General features: G+C 57.3%; 17 protein-coding genes and 1 pseudogene. 11 read left to right on the top strand and 7 right to left on the bottom strand.

The genetic code is table 11. The features are described 5' to 3' along the window. Positions 1 to 825: 825 nt before the first annotated feature. Positions 826 to 975, bottom strand: coding sequence for a hypothetical protein (locus tag IVB12_RS23250; protein WP_247302422.1), 150 nt, complete (start codon positions 973 to 975; stop codon positions 826 to 828). Between the two features lie 358 nt (positions 976 to 1,333). Here IVB12_RS23250 and IVB12_RS23255 point away from each other — a divergent pair, with 358 nt between their 5' ends. From IVB12_RS23255 to IVB12_RS23285, 7 genes and pseudogenes are all read left to right on the top strand, one after another. Beyond that, positions 1,334 to 1,789, top strand: coding sequence for a hypothetical protein (locus IVB12_RS23255; protein ID WP_247302424.1), 456 nt, complete (start codon positions 1,334 to 1,336; stop codon positions 1,787 to 1,789). 578 nt (positions 1,790 to 2,367) lie between these two features. Continuing rightward, positions 2,368 to 3,351, top strand: coding sequence for a biotin synthase BioB (gene bioB, locus IVB12_RS23260; protein ID WP_247302426.1), 984 nt, complete (start codon positions 2,368 to 2,370; stop codon positions 3,349 to 3,351). Between the two features lie 50 nt (positions 3,352 to 3,401). Next, positions 3,402 to 3,755: an aspartate 1-decarboxylase gene (gene panD, locus IVB12_RS23265; protein WP_247302428.1), complete on the top strand. Its 354-nt coding sequence runs from the start codon at positions 3,402 to 3,404 to the stop codon at positions 3,753 to 3,755. Positions 3,756 to 3,841: 86 nt separating this feature from the next. Beyond that, positions 3,842 to 4,996: an 8-amino-7-oxononanoate synthase gene (locus tag IVB12_RS23270; protein ID WP_247302429.1), complete on the top strand. Its 1,155-nt coding sequence runs from the start codon at positions 3,842 to 3,844 to the stop codon at positions 4,994 to 4,996. Then, positions 4,993 to 5,625, top strand: a complete 633-nt coding sequence (bioD, locus tag IVB12_RS23275; RefSeq protein ID WP_247302431.1) for a dethiobiotin synthase — start codon at positions 4,993 to 4,995, stop codon at positions 5,623 to 5,625. Before IVB12_RS23270 ends, bioD begins: the two co-directional genes overlap by 4 nt. Next, complete coding sequence (locus IVB12_RS23280; RefSeq protein WP_247302433.1) at positions 5,622 to 6,887, top strand: adenosylmethionine--8-amino-7-oxononanoate transaminase; 1,266 nt, start codon at positions 5,622 to 5,624, stop codon at positions 6,885 to 6,887. Before bioD ends, IVB12_RS23280 begins: the two co-directional genes overlap by 4 nt. 849 nt (positions 6,888 to 7,736) lie before the next feature. Further along, positions 7,737 to 8,344 (top strand): annotated as a pseudogene (locus tag IVB12_RS23285) (3-methyl-2-oxobutanoate hydroxymethyltransferase); the annotation flags it as partial. 457 nt (positions 8,345 to 8,801) lie between these two features. Here the strand turns inward: IVB12_RS23285 and nolL are convergent. The 4 genes from nolL to IVB12_RS23310 all read right to left on the bottom strand — a co-directional run bounded on the left by nolL (position 8,802) and on the right by IVB12_RS23310 (position 12,664). Continuing rightward, positions 8,802 to 9,923 carry a nodulation factor fucose acetyltransferase NolL gene (nolL, locus tag IVB12_RS23295; protein ID WP_247302434.1) on the bottom strand — a complete coding sequence of 374 codons (1,122 nt, stop codon included), beginning with the start codon at positions 9,921 to 9,923 and terminating at the stop codon, positions 8,802 to 8,804. 1,051 nt (positions 9,924 to 10,974) lie between these two features. Further along, entirely contained in the window at positions 10,975 to 11,496 is a 522-nt protein-coding gene (locus IVB12_RS23300; RefSeq protein WP_346658518.1) for an aminotransferase class III-fold pyridoxal phosphate-dependent enzyme, read from the bottom strand. Positions 11,497 to 11,499: 3 nt separating this feature from the next. Beyond that, on the bottom strand, positions 11,500 to 11,889 hold the full coding sequence (locus IVB12_RS23305; protein WP_247302438.1) for a response regulator: 390 nt from the start codon (positions 11,887 to 11,889) through the stop codon (positions 11,500 to 11,502). Positions 11,890 to 11,980: 91 nt separating this feature from the next. Next, a complete protein-coding gene (locus tag IVB12_RS23310) occupies positions 11,981 to 12,664 on the bottom strand; it encodes a response regulator transcription factor (RefSeq protein WP_247302439.1) in 684 nt (227 codons plus the stop codon). Positions 12,665 to 13,568: 904 nt separating this feature from the next. On the opposite strand from IVB12_RS23310, the gene IVB12_RS23315 reads away from it, so the two are divergent. After that, positions 13,569 to 19,133, top strand: coding sequence for an ATP-binding sensor histidine kinase (locus tag IVB12_RS23315; RefSeq protein ID WP_247302441.1), 5,565 nt, complete (start codon positions 13,569 to 13,571; stop codon positions 19,131 to 19,133). 788 nt (positions 19,134 to 19,921) lie between these two features. Here the strand turns inward: IVB12_RS23315 and IVB12_RS23320 are convergent. Then, positions 19,922 to 20,548: an FMN-binding negative transcriptional regulator gene (locus tag IVB12_RS23320; protein WP_247302443.1), complete on the bottom strand. Its 627-nt coding sequence runs from the start codon at positions 20,546 to 20,548 to the stop codon at positions 19,922 to 19,924. Between the two features lie 1,049 nt (positions 20,549 to 21,597). On the opposite strand from IVB12_RS23320, the gene IVB12_RS23325 reads away from it, so the two are divergent. The 3 genes from IVB12_RS23325 to IVB12_RS23335 all read left to right on the top strand — a co-directional run bounded on the left by IVB12_RS23325 (position 21,598) and on the right by IVB12_RS23335 (position 24,155). After that, the gene (locus IVB12_RS23325; protein WP_247302444.1) at positions 21,598 to 22,074 is read left to right on the top strand and encodes a hypothetical protein; all 477 of its coding nucleotides are present in this window, start codon (positions 21,598 to 21,600) and stop codon (positions 22,072 to 22,074) included. A 5-nt stretch (positions 22,075 to 22,079) separates the two neighbouring features. Further along, a complete protein-coding gene (locus tag IVB12_RS23330) occupies positions 22,080 to 22,592 on the top strand; it encodes a hypothetical protein (protein WP_247302446.1) in 513 nt (170 codons plus the stop codon). A 633-nt stretch (positions 22,593 to 23,225) separates the two neighbouring features. Next, the gene (locus IVB12_RS23335; RefSeq protein WP_247302448.1) at positions 23,226 to 24,155 is read left to right on the top strand and encodes a TauD/TfdA family dioxygenase; all 930 of its coding nucleotides are present in this window, start codon (positions 23,226 to 23,228) and stop codon (positions 24,153 to 24,155) included. Between the two features lie 773 nt (positions 24,156 to 24,928). Here IVB12_RS23335 and IVB12_RS23340 read toward each other — a convergent pair. Next, the gene (locus tag IVB12_RS23340) at positions 24,929 to 26,482 is read right to left on the bottom strand and encodes a carbohydrate porin (RefSeq protein WP_247302450.1); all 1,554 of its coding nucleotides are present in this window, start codon (positions 26,480 to 26,482) and stop codon (positions 24,929 to 24,931) included. Positions 26,483 to 26,487 lie beyond the last annotated feature (5 nt).

Here is a 26,487-nt window from a genome sequence, read left to right on the forward strand (position 1 = left end):
TGAGTCGCCGAGGCGGCTTCACTGCGGCGTCCGAGACAACGCGGGCCTTCTGCAATCTGGCTCGCCAAACGACACACTCGAAATTGTGTCGCCCGGAAGCTGCTGTACGGCCAAGCACGCTCGCCACCTGTAAGAAGACCCTACAATCTGACGCTACGTACGATTCAAGCCCTAATGTCGAGAGTCGCGCATTTCGCGCCCCTCGCCGCGCTTGGTGCGAGCGGCTTGTCGCATCTCAGACATCAACAGAGCGGTCGGCACATAACGGCAAATGAGGTGCTTTTGCGACAGCCAACCTACGGGATCTTACGTAGGGCATGTGTCGCATTTTCTTGATCTAAAAACTGCATCGTCTTCCGCATGAAGCAAAAAAACCTGTTCTCAGACGCCAAACATTGGCGAAGCCGTGCTGAAGCGACCCGAAGAAAAGCGGAGTCGCTCGAGGACGACACATCCAGATGCAGGCTCATCAAGGTCGCTGAGGAATATGATAAGCTGGCTCGCCTCGCGGAGGGGCGGCAAAGAAATGAGGTTGACGGGCAGTTCTGATCGACCGGGCGGACGGTTGCACCGATCGTCAATGCTTGTGACCCCGGCGCGGGGTGTCTCTCCGTTGGAGCTCACAGCCCGCTAGGGCTGAACTGCTTCATGCGGTAAGGCGAATGAGCGAGGCTGCTGAACGAGTGCGGACCGCGCGTGCGAGCCTCTGACCATGAATTCCATTCTGAGTCACGGTGGCCGGCCACATAGATGACGCATTGACGGTGTCTCAGGCGGCAAGCCGGCTAACCGCTAGACATGAAGGAATGAGATGAAAGCCCACCGTCAGATCGTCGAAATCAAAGCCTCTCGCTCGATGAACTGGCGAGGCATTGGCGTCGCTTTGCACCATGTGCTGAAGCCTTCGACGCTTGTTTGGGTGACAAAGTAGCCGGTTCGCCGGATCATGCCACGCGAATTGGCTTCCGCCGCCATTAAGCGTTTCAGTCGAATTCTGGCATCTTGCACCAAGCACGGCGAGCTCAACGCCATACGTTGCGGACTTGTTCAGGCGACGAGGCGAGCAGAAGCTCCTGCTGGCACGGCTTGCCAAGACAAGCCATCGTAGATGTCTGCGCAGATTGTCTGCATGAGGCCAAGTTCGCAACGAACGTGCGAATGACGAGAAAGTTTAAGAGAGCTCAGATGTCGAAAGATAAACCCTGAACGATGCGGACAGAACCGATGTTCTTCATCCAAGTAAGTCGGTGCAGATGATCAGCGGCAGTTGGGGCCGCCCATGCCAGGGTACCAGCCGTTCGATGTACGAGTCGAACAACACGAGTGGTGCCGGATGCAACTCTATCGGCCAAAAGAAGAAGGAGGACGCATGAGGAAGCAAAGTGTAGAAAGACTCGAAGCGGGGCGCGTCCGCGATGGCCGATTCGCCACCGCACCGGGGTCTGGTCCTTCCGGTCTCTTCTTCGTGCAGGGGCCTTGTGGCTGCCAACTCAAGATCGTCGGCTTCGTCCGTCCGGGATGGGAGCATGTCTCTGTGTCGACGCCACGGCGATCTCCAAACTGGGAGGAGATGTGCTTCGCCAAAGATATGTTTTGGGATGAAGAGGAATGTGTGATGCAGCTGCATCCTCCTCATTCGCAGTATGTGAACAACAGTCGCTACTGCCTGCATCTCTGGAGGCCGACCCGTCAGGTCATTCCGATGCCTCCGGCAGCCTTCGTGGGCATCGTCGGGCTCGGGCCGTCTGAAGCGGCAATTCTGTTTGCGCAGATGAGTGCGACGTCTTAGCAGATCTCGCCGCGTCGTGCCAAGTCGGGCGGCGACGACGTGATCGAGAGTCCAGCGGAGTTGCTCACCACAGCCAGGGGCGGCGAGCAAGCCTTGGTGGCCACAGACCCGCCAAGGGCGCGCCGGGCCGCTACTCTGCGCCCCAGAGCCCAACCCGCTGCGCTTCTGGAGGCGGCGGGAGGTAACGCTCGCAGAGTCGGCTCGTCCGGGCCACCGTTTATTGTACGGGATGTGACGCGCATAACCACACCATCGTGGAATCGGCCAGGTGAGCAGATTCGTGAATCCGTTGTACACGGCGCGCGGCCAAATACATTTGTATCAGGAGAGGCTCCTACGGGGCGCAACTACCGTACGCATCGGCTAGTTACCTGAGTGAGGCGCGTCGAGGAGCGTTGTTGCGCTTGTCTCGGCCTCGCGAGGAAATCCTGCATGAGGGAGCGGCGATTAGCCTGATACGAGCGCCATGCCCGCGCAACTCGGCGATATTTCTCGTCAATAGCAGGCAAGAGTGTTGCTTTGCGAAGCTACGCACGACGGTGTCGCCTGTATGATCGACCGAAAATCTTGGGGGTGCTGTGGAAGTCGAAGGCAATAGCGGCCGCAACGGCGCGCCGGTCCGCCGCGACTGGGAACGTGCCGAGGCGGAACGGGTTTACGCGCAGCCATTTGCCGAGCTCCTATTTCAGGCCCAGACCGTTCATCGCGGCAATTTTGACCCAAACCACGTCGAAACCGCAAGCCTGCTCAGCATCAAGACGGGCGGCTGTCCTGAAGACTGCACCTACTGCGCACAGAGCGTGCATTACGACACTGGCCTGAAGGCGACTCGCTTGATGGATCGCGCTGATGTGGTCGCCGCCGCGCAGCGCGCCAAGGCGGCCGGGGCGAGTCGCTTCTGCATGGCCGCGGCGTGGCGCAGTCCAAAGGACCGCGATCTCGATAAGGTCTGCGACATGATTGCCGCCGTTAAACGTGTCGGCATGGAGACGTGCGTAACGCTCGGCATGCTCACGCCAAAGCAAGCCGCGCGGCTCGCCGACGCCGGCCTCGACTTCTACAATCATAACGTGGACACTTCGCCGGAGTTCTACCGCAGCATCATCACTACGCGGACCTTGCAAGATCGGATTGACACTCTTACGCGCGTGCGCGAGGTGGGGGTCAAAGTCTGCTGCGGCGGCATTATTGGCATGGGTGAGCACGTCGATGACCGTCTCGGCATGATGGTACTGCTCGCCAATCTTCCCAAGCATCCGGAAAGTATACCGATCAACCTGTGGAACGAGGTGGATGGCGTGCCGGTGAAGGTCACGGCGGAGCGTTCCGATCCGATTGCACTGGTGCGCCTGGTGGCGACCGCGCGGATCATGATGCCCAAGAGCGTCGTACGGTTGGCCGCCGGGCGCCAGTATATGACTGATGAACTCCAAGCCCTATGCTTCTTGGCGGGTGCGAATTCCATCTTTGTCGGCGATGTGTTGCTGACTACCAAAAACCCGCAACTTGACCGTGATGCAAGTTTGTTAGCCCGGCTCGGCATTACCTCTGGACTCGCTTAAGTCATCAGAACAACGGCGTGCTGCGTGCAAGCTATCAGCGTAGGTAAGAAATGCAGATTGTCATAATGAAGGGAAAGATTCATTGCGCCTCGGTAACTGAATCCGACCTGCACTTTGAAGGCTCGATCTCGATTGATCGCGCACTGCTGGACGCGGCCGGTATCCTGATTAACGAACGCGTCGAACTCTACAACCTCGAAACGGGGGCACGCTTTGCAACGTTTGTGACGGAAGCGCCACAAGGGTCCGGCACGGTAGACGTGAACGGTGCGGCGGCGCGACTGGCGATGCCCGGCGATAAAATAAGTATCGTTGCATACGCCTCACTTGACGAGGCGGATGCAAGAATCTTCAGGCCGCGCATTGTGCTGGTTGATCGACAAAATCGCATCGTGCCGGTTTGAATCCAACAAGCTAGCCGCCGTAAGACCCTGTCGTTGGCGACCAGTTGGGAGTTTTGCTGCGTCCATCCTTGCTCAGCGAGTGAAGAATGAATTCCATCATTGCGGGTAAAGTCGCCAGCTATGCGGCAGGCTTAGATGCGCTTAAAAACGACGACCGCCTGCGGAGTCTCAGGCCGCGCACCGGGATTGACTTTTCATCAAATGATTATCTGGCCCTGGCGAGCGCGCCGCGCATGAAAAAAGCCATCGTCACCGCGCTCGAAGGGGGTACTCCGATCGGAGCCGGCGGATCACGGCTTCTGCGCGGCAACTGCGAGGAGCACGAACGCCTCGAAGCAGCAGCGGCGCGGTTCTTCGGCGCGCAGACCGCGCTCTTCTTCGGCGGTGGTTATGTCGCAAATTTTGCGGTGCTGACAACGTTGCCGCAACGGGACGACCTGCTCGTCCTTGATTCCCTGGTTCACGCCAGCATTCACGAAGGAGCACGAGCTGGCCGAGCCGCGTTTCGAACCAGCGCCCATAACGACCCCCAGGTTATCGAAAGCGCAATTTGCGACTGGCGTGCCGCGGGCGGAGCGGGGCGGGTCTGGATCGTAGTCGAGAGCCTCTACAGCATGGATGGCGATTTCGCACCGCTTGAAGACCTGCTCGCGATCGCGGACCGGCACGATGCGTTCTTGGTTGTGGACGAAGCTCATGCCACCGGCGTTTACGGCGAGCAGGGGCGAGGCCTCACAGCGGCCTATGAAGGACGCGAAAATCTCCTGGTTATTCATACCTGCGGCAAGGCGCTGGGAGCCGCCGGCGCGCTTGTTACCGCCTCTGGCGTGCTGCGCGACTTCATAATCAATCGCTGTCGCCCGTTTATCTTCGCGACCGCCCCTTCGCCGTTAATGGCGGTAGCCGTACGGGAGGCTCTGTTGATCCTGCAGGAGGAGCCGGAGCGCCAACAGCGGCTGGCGAGGCTTGTCGCGTTCACGCATCGGGAGATGGTTGCGCGAGGCGAGAGAAGTCCTTCGAACTCGCAGATCCTGCCCTATATCATTGGCGAGAATGCCCGCGCCATGAGGCTAGCGTCCGCGCTACAGGCTCGCGGATTTGACATCCGAGGAATCAGACCGCCAACAGTGCCGGCCGGCACGGCCCGTTTACGAATTTCACTGACGCTCAACGTCGGAGAGAATGAGGTGCGTGCGATGCTCGATGCCCTCGTTGAGGAGACGAGGGGCGGATCTCGATGAGTCAGCGGATCGTGGTGACCCGCACAGATACAGGGATCGGCAAAACTGTCTTTTCGGCAGGCCTTGCCCATCTTCTCGGCGCGAATTACTGGAAACCAATTCAGGCCGGTGTTGAAGGAGAGACCGATAGCCAGCAGGTCGCACGACTGAGCGGTCTTCCGGCCGATCGGATCGTTCCGGAGCGTTACCGCCTTAAAACGCCCGCTTCCCCGCATCATGCCGCCGAAATAGATGGAATTCGCATCGACCCCGATTCGCTCGTCCTGCCGGATACCGGGGAGCGACCGCTCGTCATCGAAGGCGCTGGCGGGCTGATGGTGCCGCTGAATTCTAGCGCACTCTACATCGATATCTTCCAGCGGTGGCGACTTCCCGTCGTGCTTTGCGCGCGCACGCTACTCGGGACCATCAATCACTCGCTGCTCTCGATAGAGGCCTTGCGAAAGCGCCAGATCGACATTCTTGGGATCGCATTCATCGGGGAAAGAAATTCTGAAACTGAGAGCGCAATTTGTGACATCGCGCGGGTGCGTTGGTTAGGACGGCTGCCCTGGATTTCTCCTTTGACGGCAGACAGCCTACGGGATGTCTTCAAAGGCTCGTTTGTTCCCGGCGATTTCAAGCCATGAAGCCAAACAAGAGGTGGCCAATTTGGCACCCATTCACGCAGCATGCTCTTCACAACGAGATGACCAAGGTTGTGCGTGGCGACGGTGCTTATCTCTACACGGCGGATGATCATCGAATCATAGATGCAATCTCATCCTGGTGGGTCGTCACTCACGGCCATTGCCATCCGCAGATCGTGAGCGCGATTCAGGAACAGGCCGGCAAGCTGAACCAAATCATTTTCGCCGGCTACACGCATGATCCGGCCGAGGAGGTCGCTCGGCTCCTTTTGAAACTCACACCCCGAGGCTTGGACCACGTGTTCTACTCGGACAGTGGCTCAGCCAGCGTGGAAGTCGCCTTGAAGATGGCGCTCGGCTATTGGCACAATATAGGCGAACAGCGAACACGCATCGTTGTCATGCAGCACTCCTATCACGGGGACACGTTCGGTGCGATGTCAGTTGGTGCCCGCGGTGTCTTCAACGTGGCGTACGGACCTCTCCTGTTCGACGTGACCTCAATCCCGTTCCCTGCGAGCGGTCTTGAGCGGGCGACGCTTGATGCGCTTGAGTCAGCATGTCGGAACGAAAATCCCGCAGCCTTTATTGTCGAGCCTCTGGTGTTAGGGGCAGGCGGAATGCTGATGTACCCAGCTTGGGTGCTAAGAGAGATGAAGCGGATCTGCGAGGCGTCGGACGTCCTGTTCATTGCCGATGAGGTCATGACGGGCTGGGGCCGCACCGGAACAATCTTCGCCTGTGAGCAGGCCAATGTTGTGCCAGACATAGCGTGCTATTCGAAGGGTCTCACGGGAGGGGCGCTGCCGCTCGCGGTGACACTCTGCCGGGCGGAGATTTTCGATGCCCATTATTCAAAAGACCGTACGCGCACATTCTTTCACTCGAGTTCGTACACGGCAAATCCGCTGGCCTGTGCCGCCGCTAAGGCTAACCTGGAGCTGTGGAAAGACCAGGAATGTCACCGGCGCATCGCTGCGGTTGCAACCATGCAGGAGCACGCAATTGAAGCATTCCGCGCCGATCCGCGCTTTGCAAACGTTCGCCGTAGCGGCACCATCACAGCACTCGATCTGAAGACGAGAGATACCGGTTATCTCGCAGGCATCGGCCCGAGGCTTCACGCCTTCTTTAAAGACCGTAATCTCTTGCTGCGCCCACTCGGTAATACGATTTATGTGATGCCGCCATATTGTGTAACAGCAGGTGACCTGGACGAAATATATGCAGGCATTTGTGGCGCTGCCGATACACTGGCCTGAAAGAGACGCGCGGCAGCGCAAGATCAAGGATCCTGAGCTGTCGTCGGCTTCCCGAACGACTTGAGAGAGCCTTGCCATATACCTACGAAATGGACGATTGTGACCTCGCATCTGCAACGTGGGTGCTGCCGGCCGGGCGAGATCGCGGGCTTCGCCGGTCGGTCCACAGTGTCATCGCGCGTTCGGTTTCAGTCCGATCGCGTTCGCGATTGGTTGCGTGTTCATCTGTGTGGATGCCTGCGCGAAGTTGTTACAAAATCATGAAGTTATGCGTCCATTGGTGACGGCCTGTTGCGGAAGTTCCGCCGTTATTTCGATTAGATGAGATTGCCTGGACGGCAGGTCTTATCAAGCCTCTACGGACACGGAGATGCTGGACACGTCATCCGCATTCCGGAGTTTGCGGCAGCCGCGCGAGCGCTGGTGCATCTTTCCTATTTCCCTCGCCTGGTCGCGGTCGTTTGCGGAGCCTGCAGTCCGCCGAGGCCGTGGCTTTAAGCGCCAGCCCATCCTTGTCAGCAGCCAGAGGTAACGGACATGCCGCCTTAAGGGGCCGACAGCGGCTTTGACACGTAAATCGCAGCCTCATAAGCACATCCACTATCGCCGCTCGCGTGCGTCGTCTCCAGGCCGCCGTTTTTGACGCTCAGAATGTTCGGATGGTCAGTCCCTGGAACACCGCGCAGAGGACATGTTGAAAGACCTTATTTGCTGACCGCCCAATCATTGGAAACTTTGTGCTTCCGACTTCTCAGTGACGCGCCTTTTCGGGCTCCCTAATGACAGATACCTTTCGCTCTCCAAGGGGAAGGCCATTTCCAGAGACATGCGGGGCCGGATCAGATCGACATGAGCCACACTTCGCAGCTGCCGGTTGAACGCGTCACGATTCCAGTTCTGCAACGACGCAAGGAGGAAGGGCGCGCCATGGTGATGATCACGGCTTATGATGCGGGTAACGGCACGCATCGCCGATCCTGTCGTCGACGTCATTCTTGTCGGCGATAGCGTCGGCAACGTATGCCTTGGGTTTGATGACCACTTTACCGGTCAGCATGGCGACGATGAATCACCACCTGGTCGTGGTCGCGCAAACAGGGCCTGGCACCCTGCTTGTAGCTGACATGCCGTTTCTCAGCTTTCATCTCAGTTCCGACGACACGATATGCAACGCTCGAGGCGTCCTGCAGCGTGGCGCAGACGCCTCGAACTTGAGGGAGGGGGCGAGCGTGTTGAGATGATCCGAGCCTTGGTGAATTGCGAAATTTCCGTGATGGGTCATCTTTGGTCTCACACCATAAAAGCGTGAACGCGATGGGCGGCTTCAAGGTACAAGTTCGGAACGTGGACGATGCCCTACGCCTGCTTGCCGATGCGCACCAGCTACAGCAGCCGGATGCTTTGCTCTTGTCCTCGAAGGCTTCCCGGCCGAGCTCGCTGCGCGCGCGACTGAATCTGAGCACAACTTGCTCGCGATGAGTAATCGCCTCGCCATCTCATCGAACAAGAACGGCTTGTTCGTTGCTGAGGGCCTTTTACTTCGGGCAGCTGCGGGCCGAGACGGAGATTCGAACGACTGGACTCTCGGGTTCAGTACGGCACTCAAAGAAACATCTCGCCGAGTGTGATTGGATTAGGTTCGATCGCCAGATCTGGGTCGAAACCCGGCGGCTGGACGACTGGTGCAGCGAAGCTAATCTTACGACAGTCGATCTTATTTGGACGGAGGCAATGGGCTGAGTTCGCCGGTGCCATACAAACCTGATCAATACACGCTTCGATGGGGTTGCTCTTATGCCGATCACCGGCTCGACCGGCGGCACGCCGTCGCCGTCGGATCTGAGTTCGAGCGCTATTCCCGCGGCGTCACAAGCTATCGCCATACCCTGCCGTACAAACGTCAAATGCATACAGCTAGTTCATTGCAGGTTTGGCTTGCGGAAGACCAGAGCGTGGCGGCATTCCAAGGACGAGCTGCGACAGATATGGAACGCCGCGAACAATCGAGCGCACCGTTAGCGCGATCGCGATAATCGCGGCCCCGAGCATACCCGCGATGATCAACCGGGTCGTGAGATCCCAAAGTTCTCCGAATTGTACGAAATCCATGAGACGGAACACGGTACCCTGGACCAGGTAGAGCAGCAGCGTGGTCTGGCCCAACTCCACAGCGATAAAGCGGGCAATTCGATTTGAATGGCCAACGCTCCAGCATTGCAGCAGGAGTTCGATAGCGATTGCTGAGGCAGCTGCAGAGCCAACAAACATCAGAAGCACGTTTTTAGCCGACCGAAAATCGTGAATTACCCCAAGATTATTGTAGACATAGGTATCCTTGCCCCAAGCTAGAAAGCATACGCAGGTCACTATCGAGAGAAGTAAAATTAGGAGCGGCTTGTGATGTCGCGATGTACGCGTCCATCGCTCTCTCGATTGAGCAAGCAAGAAGCCGAAGCAGAAGAACGGGTAAGTGAATCTGATCAGGGGTGATATGGAGAATGTCAGAGGCGCGAGTGCGACCAGTATGGCTAAGCCAGATATGACCCACGATTGGTGGTTTAGCCTGGTAGAAATCTTGAGGAGAAGGTAGGAAATAAACGTGGCCCAGATGAACCAGTATGTGCCAGTGAAATCGTCTACAAATTCCAAAAGTCCGCTCGTTAGGCTGGGCGCGCGCCACAATGCCGCCAGCTTAGCTGTCTCCATGAACGTCCACCAAAACAGCATCGGCAGCAAGAGCTGCTTCGCACGGTCGCTGGCGGCTCGAGTGAACGACTTTTGCAGCAGTGATCGAGAAGAAAGATATCCGCTTATCGCCATAAAGAGCGGCATGTGAAACATATAGATCGATTTGTAGTACGGCGAATACCAAAACCCGTCGTCTCGGTAGATGACATACTGAATCAGGTGCCCAACGATCACCAAAACAATGAGCGCACCTTTCGCGAAATCTAAGCTTAGATCTCGATCGTTTGCCTCTGTCGTGCGCGAGCTCGGGGCGATCGTTCCAGTCACGCGTAGCAATGTGTCAAACATCTAGATATCTGTTGTTGATGAGCCGGCGGCCCGTCGTCCGCTTCTTCTGCCTCATTTTTGATCCAAACGAAAGGTGATGGCGGGAGTTTTTGGAACGGGAATAGTCAGGCCTTGAAGATGGAGCTGGCCGAGCGTCTCTGAATGCCTCGCGGAACTTTGTGGCAGGGCAGATATCTAATTTGAGATACTGGTGTAGCAGTACGGGCACGGCATACTATTTGCAGACGCGGTTCTGGGAGGAAGACTGTCGCGCTCAGCCTTCCACTCAGCCCGACGCATCTCGGACCCGGCAGATGCGTCGGGCTTCTTCGGTTGGCCCAGCATAGTTGACATTTGGTCCGTCACCTTCGCTTGCCGCCGAGGCGCTCACGCCAAATAGGGGCTTCTGATAGCTGAACTCGAGGACTCGCCCGCACTTCCGCAAATGCTTCGTCCACAGCGCCGGTCGCCGGCCAACCAGCCGGTGTGTGATATCTCTCGTGATGGCGTTGCTCTCCTTTGGAATCAGCACCCCGAGCCTACCGGCTCAAGGTGGCAACGCCGACCTCTTCAGAAATTCAACAGAACCCGGGACATCCCCACCGCTCGTTCCTTGACGGCGTTCGTCGCAACGCCGGCCGCCGGAGTGATTGTTGCTGCACCTATGCTGTAAACGGCTCAGGCTGGATCGCTGCTGCACAATCTACGGTCCTAACAAAGTCCGCACCCGTGCGGCTGGGCACGTGGGCACCAAGAAGCCATACCACACCATTTGACTCCATTCCGCTGCGAGCTCACCTTCGGCAGACCTCAGAGTGGAAACTTAGATAAGCCAGCTCGACCAGAATCGCTCGCGATTGCGAGGTTCTATGGTCAAGGTGCTGCTCGCACTCACGTGTTGTGGATCGAGGAGGGCAGCAGGCGTTCTCCGCGCATCAGCCGACTCGGAGGGTCACAGATAGAGTTGGCCTTCAGGCGTCACCTTCATGATCATGGCCTCAAAACTCCTGACCATTTCGGCGTGTGCGGCGATGCGGTCGCTAGCAACAGTTTCTCTCGTGTGCCTACAAGTTTAGCTTGCTCGGGCTGAATTCAACGTTTCGGTCAATGACTCCTCGAATATGTCTAGGCCTTGTCCCAACGTTTCTTGCTCGATCGTAAGTGCAGGCAAGAACTTTACAACCTGATCGGTCGGTCCGCATCGCTCGATAATCAATCCCTTCTCAAACGCTCTATGTGACGTCGCCTCTGCGATTTCGGTCGTTTTGCAATCGAATCCGCATACCATGCCCCGTCCACGAACAGCAAACCTATTTCCGTGCTGGTGCGCGATAGCATCGAGTCGACGCCGCATAAATGCGCCCAATCGTCGGACCTGTTGCGAGAACGTCTGGTTGCGCCAATACAGATTCAAAGCCGCTTTGCCAGAGACGAGTGCAAGGTTGTTTCCTCGAAACGTCCCCGTGTGACGACAGGAATGCGGCAAGATCGAAGGGCGAGGATCGCCACTGGCACGCGGTAGCACGGGTAATCGCGCATTGATCGACATCGTAAGCGCCGCGCGGGTGCGGCTTGGTCCAGAGTGCTTCCCCATTTTTCACGCGTTCGTTCCACCAAGCTGCTCGCTAAGCGCTTCATCGACGCAGGCGATCAACTCCAGACTGGCAAAGGGTTTGGCAAAAAAGCCGGTTACGCCGGCGCTCAACGCGCGGGCTCGCGTGCGATCATCTGCGAAGGCAGTCATCAGGATGAATGGCGCGGCGTGGCCCTGGGCCCGCATCTGTTCCAAAAGTTCAAAGCCGCTCATCATGGGCATCTGCACGTCTGCAATGACACAGGACGTATCGTTCAATTGAGATGACCGCAAGAATTCGTCAGCCGATGCAAACGTACGAACGTTGTGACCCTGCGATTTCAAAAGGTTGTTCAGTGCGGCACGAATCGAAGGATCGTCGTCGACAACGGAAATAGTTGAATACCTAGACAAGACGACCCGTTCTTAGTTGGGCGAAGGCGCTGGCGGAAGCATGACGGCCAGCAGAAGGATGCGCTTGCACGACGAAATTGTAAAACCATACCTAGGTTTGTACCCTGAAACGGTCGGTCCCAATTCCCAGCCTCTCAGTCATCCTGATCAAATCGGCCAGCGATCGAGCTCCCATCTTCTTCATCACGTGACCGCGATAGATTTTGACTGTAATCTCGGCGAGCCCGAGTTCCGCAGCTACCTGTTTGTTCAATAAGCCGGCGGCGACTAGTTTCAATACATCCTGCTCTCGTGGACTTAGGGCCTCAAACAAGGACTGCAGCCTCCTGACCACCTTGTCTACACCTCGTCTCTTCCGATCCTGTTCGATAGCTGCGACTACGCCATCGAGTAGTTCCTGATCGCGAAACGGCTTGCTGAGAAAATCGATTGCTCCACTCTTCATGGCTTTGACAGTCATCGGAATATCGCCATGAGCGGTGATGAAAATAATAGGAATGTGAATCTTCAGTTTGGCTAACTCACTCTGGAGCTCAAGGCCGCTCAATCCCGGCAGCCTGATGTCAAGCACAAGGCAGCTAGGAACATCAGGGAGCTCGCTCTGGAGCATTTCCCGGGCCGATCCGTAAGCAACGACATCCAGACCGATCGAACGAAATAGGTTGACCAGCGATTCGCGCATTGAGAGGTCATCGTCGACGAGGAAGACGCGCGGCCTCACCTCCGGCCCTACGACATTTGCGGCTTCCTTCCGCGGTTCAGAGCGCTTGGTCACGATCAGAGTCTCACTTGTACGATTTACAGTAGAGTCGTCGCCCTACTACGACCTTTGATTGACCACGTTGCCTTTCAAGGACTTTCGCGCAGTGCAAAGTTTGAGATTTTCCAGGTATGTGACGGGTCAGCCATTCGCGCCAGCGTGATGGTACAGGAAAGTCTAGCAAAAACGGCCCGACTGGTCGAGAACTGCCTTTCGCGGCTGTCCGCCGTCGCGTCGGATCGGCCCCGCGGCATCGATCAAACGATCAGCAGCGATCGAGAAGCACCGACTCCAGAGCTTGAGGCGCTCGCTTTAGCATGGCGGCGCGTGTCGCCTGGCCCTCGCGAATGAGGCTGCAGCGGACGACCCATTATGCGGCTGAAGGATCAGAATGCCCGGCGCCTTGGTAGTTCAACGCGGGGGCGCGAGCTGAGCGAATTGGCGCTATCGTGCCTGTGCATGCGCCGATCCCGCCGGCGTTGAGATCGGCAAGCGGCGTAGACTATCGCACCCATACTAAGGAAAATAGACATCAGAACGAGTAGCAGCGGCATCAGCACATGAACTTTTCTTTTTCTCAGAGCGCCTGTGAGTTGCTCTTTGCGAGGTTGAGGAAAGCACCTCGCACCGACTTCGTACAACCTGACGCTAGGTGCGATTCAAGTCCTTTCCGTCATGTTTGTCGTAAAGATGCTCGAACTCGAGCTGCTGCAGGGGCGCTCACGTGCGTTCGTTCGGCCAGCGCGCAGGACTGGGCTGGATCGACACGATCGGGCCACGCATTGGGTCGCGTCTCGGCGTGCCGCGGTCCACTCTTTGGCGGCCTTAATCGGTACTCGCGCCGTCTTGCGAAGTCCCTTCACAAGCTCGCCCCATATGTGTCAGGTTTCGGCTCAGTCCTTATTGACCGGGCGGGCAAATGCCGCGGGACCCCCTCAGCCGAACTCTGTTCGGCTCAAATGTCGACAGTGACATCCAGCCCCTGTGGGAGGACGGTGATCGCGCGTTCTGCCGTGCGAGGCAAATCCACGGCAGCAGGGCTGTCGTGCTTGTCGTGCGGCCCATCACGGAAGACCCAACGACGCTCGACCGCCTCGCCCATGAGTATGAGCTGAGGGAGGAGCTAGACGAGGCATGGGCGGTGCGGCCGTTGGAACTGATCCGGGAAGCTGGTCGGACTATGCTGGTCCTGGAGGATCCATGCGGCGAGCCACTGCTAAATTTACTCGGGGTCCGTATGGAACCCAAGCGCTTCCTGCACCTCGCTGTTGGTATCGCCAGGGCCGTGGGCAAGCTTCACCGGCACAGCTTAGTCCACAAGGACCTGAAACCCGCTCACATTCTGGTCAATTGTCCTGACGAACAGGTACGACTCACTGGTTTTGGTCTGGCTTCCCGTCTTTCCCGCGAGCGCGTGCCGCCTGAGCCTGCCGAGTTCATCGCCGGCTCGTTGCCCTACATGGCGCCCGAACAAACCGGACGAATGAATCGCTCGGTCGATTGTCGCAGTGATCTCTATTCACTTGGCGTGACATTCTACCAGATGCTGATCGGCACGCTGCCGTTCACGGGCTCAGATCCCTTGGAGTGGATCCATTGTCATGTTGCAAGAAAAGCAATACCGCCCGTCGAGAAATCACAAAACCTCCCCCTGCCGATATCTCAGATTGTGATGAAACTCCTCGCGAAAACCGCCGAGGAACGCTACCAGACTGCCGCTGGCCTTGAGCACGATCTGCAACACTGTCTCGCAGCATGGGCCACCCACGGTCGCATCGACCCGTTTGAGCTCGGCACAGACGACACACCTGATCGGTTGCTCATCCCCGAGAGGCTCTATGGCAGAGCCCTTCAGATCGAGGCTTTGCTTGCCTCTTTCGATCGCGCGGTGAAGAGCGGCACGCCGAGGTTGGTGCTCGTGGCCGGTTACTCCGGCGTCGGTAAGTCTTCGCTCGTCCAGGAGCTACACAAAGCGCTGGTGCCCTCGCGCGGGCAGTTGGTGTCAGGCAAATTCGACCAACTGAAGCGCGACGTTCCCTATGTGACGCTAGTGCAGACGTTTCAGAGTCTTGTCCGTCCTCTTCTCAGCAAAAGTGAGGGCGAACTCGCCACCTGGCGGCAAGCGCTCCGGGAGGCGCTCGGCGCGAATGGACGACTGATGGCCGAATTGATTCCCGATCTGAGCCTGATCATTGGCGAGCAGCCCGCGGTTGCTGAGCTTCCAGCCCGGCAAGCGCAAATTCGTTTCCAGCTGGTGCTTCGTCGCTTTATTGGCGTGTTCGCCCGGCGAACCCATCCTTTGGTGCTCTTCCTCGACGATTTGCAGTGGCATGATGCCGCAACGCTCGACTTGATCGAGGATCTCCTGACCCAGTCGGATCTGCACCTGCTGCTCATTGGAGCTTACCGCGGCAACGAACTTGATGCAGGCCATCCACTCAAACGCAAGCTCGACTCCATCAGGGGAGCCGACGTAAATTTCGAGGAGATCACGCTCTCGCCGCTCACTGCAGACGATGTCGCGCAGTTAGTCGCGGATACCCTTCGCTGCGGACCAAAACGCGCTGCCCCGCTTGCAAAGTTGGTGCATCAGAAGACGATGGGTAATGCGTTCTTCGCCATTCAATTCCTTTCTGAACTGGCCGAAGAGCAGCTGTTGACGTTCGATCACGAGTCGGCGCGCTGGCGATGGGATCTCGAGCGTATTCACGCAAAAGCGTACACCGAGAACGTCGTGGATCTGATGCTCGGTAAGCTCATCCGCCTGCCCGAGGAAACGCAGGACGCGCTGCAACAGCTGGCCTGTTTCGGCAACATCGCCGGGACGGCGGAGCTTGCGATCGTGCTCGAAATTTCGCAGGAGCAGGTGCACGCGACCCTGTGGCCGGCGATCCGGCAGGAACTGATCGCGCGCCACGGAACAGCCTACCGCTTTCTCCACGATCGCGTTCAAGAGGCGGCCTACTTGCTGGTGCCAGAATCCTCGCGCGCTTCTGCCCATCTGCGGATCGGTAGGATGCTGGCGGCACACGTCCCTGCGCACAAACGCGAAGAGGCTATCTTCGACATCGTCAGCCAACTTAATCGAGGTGTCGCGCTAATTGCCTCCGGTCAGGAGCGTGAGCAGCTCGCAGAGCTGAATTTAGTGGCAGGGCAGCGTGCCAGGGCGTCGGCGGCCTACGCCTCGGCACTCACATATTTCACCGTCGGTGCTGCGCTGCTCGCGGAGCACTCTTGGCAAAGGCGCCACGAACTCGCGTTCGCACTGGAGACAAGCCGGGCCGAATGCGAATTCTTGGTAGGCCAGCTGGAAATTGCAGAGAGCCTCCTGTCCGTACTGTCGAAGCGCGCCTTGAACGCGCCCCAGCGAGCAACGGTCGCATGTTTGCGGGTCGATCTTTACTTGACGCTCGGTCAGCACGGGCGGGCAGTGCTCACAGGGCTCGAATATCTTCACGACGTCGGGATCGAGTGGTCGCAGCATCCGACGGACCAGGAAACATTAGCCGAATATCAGCGGATGTGGTCACAACTGCCCGACGCAATCGAGGATCTTGCTAGTTTGCCTGCAATGACAGATCAGACCACGCTTGCCACGCTTGCCGTCTTGACCCGGATTCTTCCGCCCGCAGGTTTCACGGACGCCAATTTATCCGCTTTGGTCATCTGCAGAGCTGTCACCATCAGCCTCGAATACGGCAACACTGATGCTTCTTGCGCCCATTACGCATGGCTAGGCCGAATCTTGGCCGGGCGCTTCGGTGACTACCAAGCAGCTGACAAATTTGGTCGTCTTGCTTGCGACCTGGTTGATCGCGGTGAGTTCTCCCGTTTTCGGGCTCCCGTCTATTTGGCCTTCGGGTGCAACGTCATCCCGTGGACGAAGCCCCTAAGAGGTGGCCGGGTTTTGATTCGGCGAGCGCTCGCAGCTGCGGTCAGCAGCGGCGATGTCATCTATGAGGCGTACAGCTTGCTTCATCTAACCTCAAATATGATCATGGCCGGAGATCCCCTGAAAGAGGTACAGAACGAGATAGAGAAAAGCCTCGCTACGATACGGAATAGAAAGGTTCAGTTTGCTGCTGATACCGTAGCCGCTCAGCTCGCAATCATTAGAAGCATGCGCGGCCTCACGCGCTCATTCGGTTGCTTCGATGACCAACAATTTGACGAGCTAGACGTCGAGCGATCGTTGGCACGCAGTCCGGAGCTGTCACCTAGCGAAACCGTCTACTGGATCCGTAAACTTCAGGCGCGATTTATAGCCGGCGATTATGCTGCGGCTGTTGATGCTCGCTCCAAGGCGAAGCCCAAATTATGGACCATGCCGACAGAGCCGTTGATCGCGGAGTTTCACTTCTATGGTGCGCTGTCTCACTCATGTTATTGCGACAAGCCAGGCGAAAGCGAACAACAGCAACATCGGGATATCATTGATGCCCATTACAGACAGCTGCAGATATGGGCGGCGAATTGCCCCGAAAATTTTGAGAATCGGGCTGCCTTGGTCGGCGCTGAAATTGCAAGGCGGGAATACCGCGATACAGACGCAATGCGACTGTATGAACACTCAATCCAGACCGCAGCACGTGACGGTTTCGCCCACCACGAGGCAATCGCTTGCGAACTTGCAGCGCGCTTTTATGCTGCGCGCGGTTTTGACAGAATCTCCCGGGTTTACCTGCAGGACGCGCGGCGCGGCTACCTTCGTTGGGGAGCAGATGGCAAAGTGCGTCAGCTCGACGAGCTGAATCCCCATCTCAACCATGAGGAGACCACTCCTGCCGCGAATGGAATGAGGATCGGAGCTCCGGCTGAGCATCTTGATCTCGCGACGGTTACAAAAGTGTCGCAGGCGATTTCCGGCGAGATGGTTCTTCAAAAACTAATCGACACGCTTATGCGGACTGCCATTGAGCAGGCCGGCGCCGAACGAGGTTTGTTAATTCTGCTGCATGGAGGCGAGCCGCGGATCGAGGCGGAAGCCGCAGCGGTAGCGGATGCGCTGCTTGTAAAGGTGAATGAACAGCCCGTAACTCCGATGGCACTTCCCGAGTCCGTGCTGCATTTCGTCCTACGTGTCCGCGAAAACGTCATTCTCGAAGATGCTGCCGCCGAGCCTTCATTTGCGGAAGATCCGTATATCCGCGAGCGCAAAGCGCGTTCTATTCTTTGCCTGCCACTGATCACGCAGGGCAAGCTGATCGGCGTACTTTATCTGGAGAATAATCTCGCCGCGCGCATATTCTCGGCTGCCCGCAACTCGGTGCTGAAAATGCTTGCCTCGCAAGCTGCAACTGCGCTGGAAAACAGCCGGTTGTACAGCGAAGTTCAGCAACGGGAGTCAAAAATTCGGCGCTTACTCGACGCTAACATCATCGGAATATTTATCATTCGCGAAGGAGGCGAGATCATCGAGGCAAATCAAACCTTCCTCACGATGGTTGGATACGACCGAGAGGATCTCGTCGCGGGGCGAGTGAACGGTCTCGACCTGACACCGCCAGAATGGCACGAGCGCACACTGGATGCTGGAACAGAAGCAAAACGGACCGGAGCCGTTCAGCAGTTCGAGAAAGAGTATGTCCGCAAGGATGGCAGCCGCGTGCCGGTGCTAATTGGCCTCGCCGTCTTCGATGCGCGAGACGACCAAGGTGTTGGCTTCGTCCTCGACCTGACAGAGCGAAAGAGAGCGGAAGCGGAAGCCCGTGAAAGCGAACGACGGTATCGCGAGACTCTGATGGGGCTGGCACACGCCAATCGGATCACGACAATGGGACAGCTGGCCGCCTCAATCGCCCATGAGGTCAACCAGCCGATTGCCGCGATCAGCAGTAATGCGGGGGCGGGGCTAAATTGGCTCGGTGCTCAGCCGCCAAATCTGGAAGAAGTTCGGCAGACCTTCGGTTTGATCGTCCGTGACAGTATGCGTGCAGGGAACGTGATCCGTCGGATCCGCGCTCTTATGAATAAGGCTCCTATGCAAACGGAGCTTCTCGCAATTGACGAATTGATCTTAGAGGTGCTGGCCCTAGTTCGCGCGGAACTTGCGAAAAATGATGTATGGGTGCAAACGCGACGGACTGAGGCGTTGCCGCTCGTCCGCGCAGATCGCGTCCAAGTCCGGCAGGTGATTCTCAATGTGATCACGAACGCCATCGAGGCCATGAGCGAGATCAACGAAGGTGACCGCGAGTTACTGATCAGTGCGCGGACAGATGACTCGAATAACGTAGTGGTCACTTTTCGGGATACGGGTCCAGGACTTGATCCGAACAGCGCTGACCGCGTGTTCGAGGCGTTTTACACCACCAAGTCCGAAGGGATGGGCATGGGGCTGGCCATTTGCCATTCTATTATTGAGGCGCACGGGGGCCGGATGTGGGCGGGCGCCAATGATCCTCGCGGGGCGGTCTTTCAGTTCAGCATGCCGGTTGCGCCGGAGGGCGTGGATTGGTCGGAACAGGTCGCTTCACTGTCTTAGGCTCGAGTTCGATATCGAGCAGGGCGCTCCGGGAGCCCCGATCATCGTGACACAAGCGAGCGGCGAGACCTCGAGGATTTGAGACATTCGCGTTTCTTACTGCCCATCGAGGAGTGTTGGAGCGAGTGACAGCAACCTCGATCCCGCGGTCTCGCAGATTTTCGCGAATAATCAGAAGATCTACAGTCTGACCGTAACGTCAGATTCAGGACGCTTTGAGGGCTTCCTGCAAGTCTCTTGAGACTTGCAGGGCGTCAAGCGGAATCAGACGAAAGCTGCACACACGCAGTGTTCGAGAGAATGACGGCAATCGCCCTCCAAAGCATCCTTGTTTGAGTCGGGAGAGCGACATGATTTACTTTATAATGCATGCAATCGTCGCCTGTGGCTGCGCAGAGTCTCGGTGTGGCTGATCAGCTAGAGCCAATCCCAAGTGCTAAAGTGGTTTAGGAAGGGTTGCTTTGATGACAGTGGAGCCGGCGCAGCCCCCTTGAATCCGATCTCAATGCAGAGCATTCCTGTCATGCGCCCCGAAGCAGGCCCCGGATTGCAACCGGTGTACCGCTCTTCTCCGGAGTTGGCCTCAGGGCCTCGCGCCGCTGCTGCCGCTCGCAATAGGCGACGCGCAAGCGATGGCGTCGTGTATGGTTTTCTGTGCTCTGTAAAAGCGCCTGACCCGAGCAGGAACCGACCGGCGTCGGCGCATCGCTGCGCAGAAGGAGAGCAGTCGAGGATATGGAGAAAATGCAGGTGATACCGCGTCGTTCACAATACGTCGTTCGAGTTCGTCATCCTTTCGCAATGAGGTGAGCCACACGACGGTCTTCGTCACGGTCGCTCTTCGATAACCCTTCGATGACGCCGGCGCGATCCGCCGCATTGCGGTTCTGGCTCATCTTCCGCGTGCCATCGAGCCGTGTAATTTGCAATCGCAGACCGACAATCCGCTTAAGCTCCGTTTTGATGAAATCGGCAGGGGCGTCAGACACCGCCCAGCGGTCTTTGCCCGAGCGCTCATGCACATCGGTCAGCCGCGTGACCACCTTTCGCAGCCGATCGGCATCATCGAAGAATTCGACCGGCCCGTAGGCATGCACAGCGACATAGTTCCACGTCGGTACGGCCTCGCCTCTCTCGTGCTTGGTCACGTACCAGGAGGGGCTGACATAGGCCTCCGCTCCAGCGAAAATGGCCATCGCCTCGCCAGTCGGTGTCAGCTTCCACTGCGGGTTCGCACGCGCCACGTGGGCGTAAATCGTGCCCTTGGAGCCTTCGCGCTCGTCGAGTACTACGGGCAGCATCGTTCCAACAAGCCCTTCGTGAGTAGCGGTAATCAGTGTCGCCGAGCGTGCCTGGCGCATTGTCCGATGAACGTCGGTGATATCGACAACTTGGAAGGAGGGCGGCGTGTACATCGACGAAGCTCCCCGGCAGCCCGACGGAAAGCCGGGCGACTCATCATTCGGACTGGGTACACCTCATGCTGGATCATAAAAAGGATCAGTTTTGGTGGGTGGTTTCAGTCCTCCGCGCGCGCTAGGCCCTGGGGGCGGTAAACCTATGACGCGTCAAAGGTGCAGGTGCACATCGGAGGGTGAGTTTGCACTCTGGTCAGCCGTTGCCTTCTATGCGCCCGCTTGCAGACGAATTCGGCTCTTCGCGGCGATGACTGCAGCACATGAGCAGCTTCACCTTAGGGCTGTGAGTGGGGACGACCAGAATTGCGGCTGAGCCCTGCTGCATCAGCTCGAAGCGCCGCGAGTCGCAGGTTGGCGGTGACTGGCTGTGCTAGATCCGCCCCTGGCACTGGACAGACAATCAAAAACAAGGAAATCGTAGCCATTCCGGCGGCGTGATGATTGCCGGTCATGAAATCGATAGGAGGCGTCCGTCCGTGTGATGGGTCTGGCACGCGACATACGGGGCCAATCTGGCCCATCTATATATCGCAGAAGAAGGGGCCCGACATCCGACGTGCAATCCAGGAAGACGAGGATCCCAGCCGCGCCGCCTATCTGTTTCCCGCGGATGGGAATTATGATGCATCACGCGTTCTGGTGCAGGTCGAGAATGCCGAAGAGCTCAAGCGCCTCCCGCCGGTCCAGCAAAACGTCAGGAGCGACCGCCCATCCTCCCAGGCCGGACGTGTTGCGCGCTACAGTATTCCGCTGACGGGGCCTCGAAGCATCGACCGCTGCTTTCATCGGCCGTGATTGGCTCTATGGCTACCCAGATCCATCACAGCTGGCGCGGAGCCTGCGGCTGCACACTTCGGCTGTTGCGTCGCATGGTTCCGATCTTCCGATCCTGCCTCATTGAGGACGATCTGATGGCGTTAACGCCGCATGCTGATGGCCTATTCCAGTTCAGCATTTCAGTTCGAGAGTTCAAGTCCTCGTGCGGATTTTCCGGGTAAGAGAGAGCATATGCCTATGAAGGACACGATGAGCACATCAAGCGGTCGTTGCGCGTGCTCGGCGGACTTGCTGTCGTCGTCTGCGTCTCTTCCGTGCTCGGATCGAACAATGTGCGATCGGAAGCCCTCAAGGGCTTTGGCTCTGCAGCGACGGGCGGCCTTGGAGGCGAGGTAGTTCAGGTCAGATCAACCAAAGCTCTGAAGTATGAGTTGTGTCGTTCGTACAGCTACGGGCACTGCAATGACAATAGTCCGCGCGAGATCCAGGTAGCCGGAACAATAGACTTTACCGGTACGGAAGGGCAAGGCGGGGGGCAGGGTTGCCAATACGGCCGTGCTTGTTCGGCACCTTACAAGAGTGAGTCCCTTCTCCTTATAGACGGCAACGATGCGCATTGCGATGGCAAGGAGAAGACATTGGTCGGCTTCGACAGGGCCGGCAAGCGCCCGCTAGAGATTGGCTCAAACAAGACGGTGATCGGCGTTCGCCCGATCGCTACAATCAAAGGGAAGGGCTACGCCTAAATGGGGTGAGCAACGTCGTTATTCGCAATCTGACCATCAGTGATATCAATCAAGGCGTGATATTTGCCGGCGATGCTATTGCAATTGCACGAGCCGACCTGGTTAGGATCGATCACAACCGATTTCACAATATCGGGCGGCAGATGATTGCCGGCGGTTTTGGCCCTACGACGAATATTACGATTTCCTGGAACGACTTCGATGGCAGCGATACCTATTCCTCCTATTGTAACGGGGAGCACCATTGGAATCTCCTGTTTCTTAGTGTCCCGCAGACGATCACCATCGCAAATAACTATTTCCATGAGATGTCAGGGCGGGCGCCGCACATTGACGGTGCGCAGGCTATTATTCATCTCCTTAGCAATTACTTCCGCAATACGAATGCGCAACAGAGCGGCGGATTCTTCCATGCAGTGGATGCTGGACCATCTGTGCAAGTACTGATCGAGGGCAACTACTTTGACAACATTGAACACCTATCAAGACTGGTAGTCGACATATCTTTGGCTTGTTGAGCAAACCAGCCGGACCGTGCAGAACATCTGCCTCGCCTTGCTCGGACGTCTGTGCATCGAGAACATCGCGATCCCAGTACCGCGGATCAATGGCTTTCGCCTGGATGAAGCCGTAGTTCATCGTTTGGAGCTCTTCCAAGGTCATCTATTCCTCTTCCATTTCCAGCCGATGGTGTTTCGGCAGTGATCACGGCCAGGGCAGGTCCCGGACACCTTGAGAGCCGGTGATGGCCCTTTCGCAGAGGCGGCTCGAGACTGGCCGACGTCCGCACTGTTAAGCGGAGGGCGCATACTGGACGAGAACAGCACGCACAGCTGGCTGCCCGGCGTTGCACGAGGACCGTATGGCCGTTCTCTTCGGGTGCCGAGCGGTACATTCCTTATCGATTATGTGCCCTATGCCTTCCGCCGCCGACCCGGGTGGCGTTGGCAAGAGGGTGGGAGGTGGCATCGAGTTCCTGGAAATCTGTTCGACTCAAATCCGATCCTGTACCTGACGGACGTTCACAGCTCCGTTTTCCGACTGGCATGGTGCTTGCTCGAGAGTACCCGTAGCGCGAGGCTCGCCTACGAAACCGAGTCACACGCGCCCTTGCCCGCTTGAAGAATCCGCAAAGCTTGGAAAAATTCGCAATGAAACAAACGGCTTCGACCGAGAGTGTCATTCCACTGACCGACGTCGTCAAGCGCGCAGCGCGCATCGGTCTTGAAATCAGAAATATCACGCTCTCGGGTGATTTACCGAGCCAAACTATCGCTGGGATCAACAGCTTGCTGCTCGAACACAAGGTGATCTTCTTCCGTGATCAGGGGCATCTTGATGACGCGGAGCAGGAGCGCTTTGCTGCTTGTTTGGGAAGGCTGGTGCCGCATCCGACGCTCGGTACGATCAATAGAACGACCTCGATCATCGAGCTTGATTCCGCGCGCGGAGGTAGCCGGGCTGATGTATGGCACGCCGATGGAACCTTTCTCGCGGCGTATCCTAGACTTGCGGTGCTGCGAGCCATTGTGGTCCCATCGTCCGGTGGCGATACGATTTGGTCGAACGCTGTGGCCGCCTATCTGGATCTGCCGCGGCCGCTCCAACGGCTTGCCGACGAACTCTGGACCGTTCACAGCAACGCCTTCGACTACGCCGGGACCTGCCGTGTTCGCGAAATCGACCAGAAGCATTTTGATGAGGTCTTTACCAAAACGATCTATGAGACGGAGCACCCGGTGGTCCGTGTACATCCCGAGACCAGCGAGCGCGCGCTGGTGCTCGGCGATCTGGTGCAAAGGTTTATTGATATCCCAAAACGCGACGGTCAGAAGCTGTTTGATCTATTCCAGTCTCATATCACGGCACCCGAAAACACCGTACGCTGGAGCTGGAAAGAAGGCGATGTCGCGATCTGGGATAACCGCGCAACGCAGCATTATGCGGTCAACGATTACGGTGACCAGCATCGCGTCGTTCATCGTGCCACAATCGATGGTGACGCGCCCGTCAGCGTCGACGGTCGATGCAGTGTAACGCGCCTCAAGACGACGAAGCACCCGTCCACGAAGGTTGGCTAGCAAGGCTCGGCAAATCCACCGATCATGCACTGCTCTTATCGCATGTTCGCGCGAATAGATGTTTGAGAAGAGAAGTGAACCCAGCAGAACGCCACGCGCAATTGGGTGGGAGGGCTAACGCGCCGCAGACTCGGGAGGCGACCTCCTTGCTGGAGTAAGATGCTAAAGCTCGTCTCGACCGACGAAAATGAGTCAGCATTCGAGTGGCGCAAGTCATCCGGCCGCGTTCGGTCGATTTGCCGCCGAAGGGGGGGCACATCTCGGCCGACCTCGCGCATCGCGTTTCGGCCAGCGCCACGACCGTCGGACAGATATAGCGATTGCCGTGGTTGGGTAGCTTTGGCAGCTGTGTCGCGGTTCCGCTTACCACACCTGTTCGGCGTGAACTAAGCTCCGAGGGCACGATTTCGGCTTGTCATGGGGAGCTCGGACGCGAGTCTGACGAACTGCACCAGCAATCATTCAAAAGCAATGTCGCTGCCGCAAGCTCAGCACTCAATTGAACAAATGAGCATCGGAGATCATTCCGCGGCCGGAGGGTATAGCTCTTGCGCAAGTACGATGTCGGCCTATCGCCCGTAGACCGAAGCAGCAGGCTCTAACCTACCATTCCCAACAGCATGCTACGTTGGATATCACGGCTCAATTAGGGGGTACCCGGCTTCGCGTCAGGAGCACAGCGGATACCAAAATCGCCGTGATGGGTGGCCCACACCGTTGAAAAGGGCGAGTGGGGATATCGACTACATGACGGTCCGCGCAGTCCTGAGAGCCTAAAAGAATATCGACGTAGATACCAATATATTCAGGGCGTGTCCTGTTTGCGGCGTGTAGGTAATGCTTGTCGGGTGATTGATGTACGTCAGTCCTACGGTTGTATATATCCCGGGCGCCAGATGCGCCGTATACAGTCCCGAAATTGCTGTGCTGTCCCGGTGCGCCAGCTGCTCTTTCCCCAATGCAGCGTCCACCGCGAAATGGCTCCAGATGGTGTTGTTGACAACAAGACTCATCTGATCAGTGGGCCGGCTGTCAAACAGGCCCTTCGCATACAGGCGAAGCTCGTAGTACTGGCTAGCCCTATTTAGGTCAGGCGGAGCGTACATCGCAGAGAACCCGCCATAGATTCCGCGAGATGCCGAGCCATGGACGGCAGACTGCCAGAATTGCCTATCCGCAGCTACATAGTAGACGCTGTTCGCCTTGGCTGTCGGTTGCGTCGGATGCTGTAGGTCCGTGTAGCTGCTGTTGTTAAAGCCCGCGCCAGCCCGCAGCCAAGTCTCGGGTACCCCGGGAGCAGGCTTGTTCTTATAGCAAACTTCATCAAGTAAAAGAATGCTCGCGTCGCGCGTGCTCCAGTTCAAGCCGGTGGGGTTTTCGCTTACATGCGTATATTGACCGGCTGGACTGAGCGAGCGCTGGATTGAGAGCTTGTTATATAAGCGATCGTCAAAATTGTACTTCAGATTAAGAGCCGGCGTTGGCGCCCAATTGTTGCTCATGCCTGCTTGGAACAGCATCTTCGACGAGGGGCCAAACACTTTTTCTCCGGCACCCGCAAACTCATGTTGGTTCCTGAGGTAACCCACTTTGAGTTCGATCTTCCTTTCAAACAACGTTTGATAGTAGGAAACCGCACTGATTCCCAGTCGGTCTGGCCCGGCGCTCTTCCATGTCCAATATTGATGCTCTGCTCCCACGACGATCTGACCGTCGGGAATCCCAAACCGAGCGAGGTCATAGGTGACGATCATAGAGTTGACCGTACTAAATGTCGGATTCTGGCCGACATATTGTTGATTGGCGATGGTGCTTCTGGCGGCATTACCGAGTTGATTGTTGACAAACGTGTTTAGGGTCCAGCCAGCGAATCCAATCCCGAGATCCGAAAGCTCGGATCTGACAGAAGCTGTATCCTGATCTATGGTGTCCGCAGGACCAGGCCCAGTGAACGCCGCACCTTTTTCGCGGAGCTTCTCGAATTTTGCGAATGGGTCAATCTGCTTTTGACTTCTTCTCTTGGCCGTGACCTCCGCACTGTCGCGCGTTGTGGTAGACGGAGCTGCTTTTGGCAGCGAGTTCCCAGAAAGGCGCGCTGCTCCTTTGGGCCGGCCGCTTCGGAAGGTTACAGCCGGATTCGAGATTGTTTGGCTTCTTGCTTCGGCGAGCTCATCGGGGCTGTGACTTCTAGGGCTAGAGATATCACGAGATTCTGCTTCCGCCGAACTGCAGGCGAGACTAGCTATCAGGGAAAGGAGGATACGCCCTCTTGACTTCGCACTTGGTCGAGAGATGAAAGCAACTTCGCCAGCCGAGTATGTCCGCATGGATA

This window comes from Bradyrhizobium sp. 179 (assembly GCF_023073535.1).
GTDB lineage: Bacteria > Pseudomonadota > Alphaproteobacteria > Rhizobiales > Xanthobacteraceae > Bradyrhizobium.